A 788-nucleotide genomic window follows, 5' to 3' on the forward strand; every position below is an offset into this window, starting at 1 on the left:
GGCTAAAATGATTGCTGGTGACAATGGCACCGCCAGGAATCTGGACTAATTTATTCTGACCTGAAATAGTGATGCCATTAGTGAGCCACCGTGCAGTCAGGTTCATACTAGTGCGTACTATCACGTTGTTGATGATGTGGTTCAGAGTGTGCTGACGTGCCAGATAGTCGCGGATGACCGCCTTTTCCTCAGTGGGCTTCAGTCTCGGGTCGCTGACTTCGACCTTATCGTTGAAGCGACCACTCTGAACAGCACGCTGAATGTTTTCGATCACCTGTTCGTGCGGATCTTGGGCTTTTGATTCGATCATAATTGTACCTGTCCTCCTGAAATAGCCACACTAGCAAACGTGACTTTTTCGTTGCCGGTGACGGCGGCCAATCGCATCAATTCATTTTTGTGTTTAAGATCATTGGCCACCTGCTCAGGGCCGAAGTCGGCTCGAGTTTGGTGCAACTTGCTTGAAACAGCTGGTAACTCATGTGCATAGTGCCAAAAATAATCACCATTTGGCACATTTTTGTAATGCCATGGTTTGTCAAAAAGGTTGTAGTGAATGATTTTCGGTGTGGTGATCTTCGGCCGTTTACCTTGTACATTCCAGCTTTCGTCCAAATATCGAAGGCGGTCGCGGGCAATGGCATTAATATAGTCTTGATCCGGGGCCAGACTGTGGAAGTGGTATTGATTGAGCAGGTATAGAAAACGCTCGGAAAAATTGGCTTGCCTAAGTTTATCCAGATCCATTAGCAGAACGCCCGAGTTACAGTATCGGTGGACATCTACAC

1 protein-coding gene and 1 pseudogene are annotated in these 788 nt (G+C 47.2%); both read right to left on the reverse strand.

All coding sequences use genetic code 11. From position 1 onward, the window contains the following. Positions 1 to 310, reverse strand: a pseudogene (locus KH893_RS11135) (1-acyl-sn-glycerol-3-phosphate acyltransferase); the annotation flags it as partial. Then, positions 307 to 788: glycosyltransferase family 8 protein (locus KH893_RS11140; RefSeq protein ID WP_281166188.1), on the reverse strand; the 482-nt coding region annotated here is incomplete at its 5' end. The gene KH893_RS11140 and the pseudogene KH893_RS11135, both read right to left, overlap by 4 nt.

Origin of the sequence: Liquorilactobacillus sicerae, from assembly GCF_029916425.1 — a bacterium.
Lineage (GTDB): Bacteria > Bacillota > Bacilli > Lactobacillales > Lactobacillaceae > Liquorilactobacillus > Liquorilactobacillus sicerae.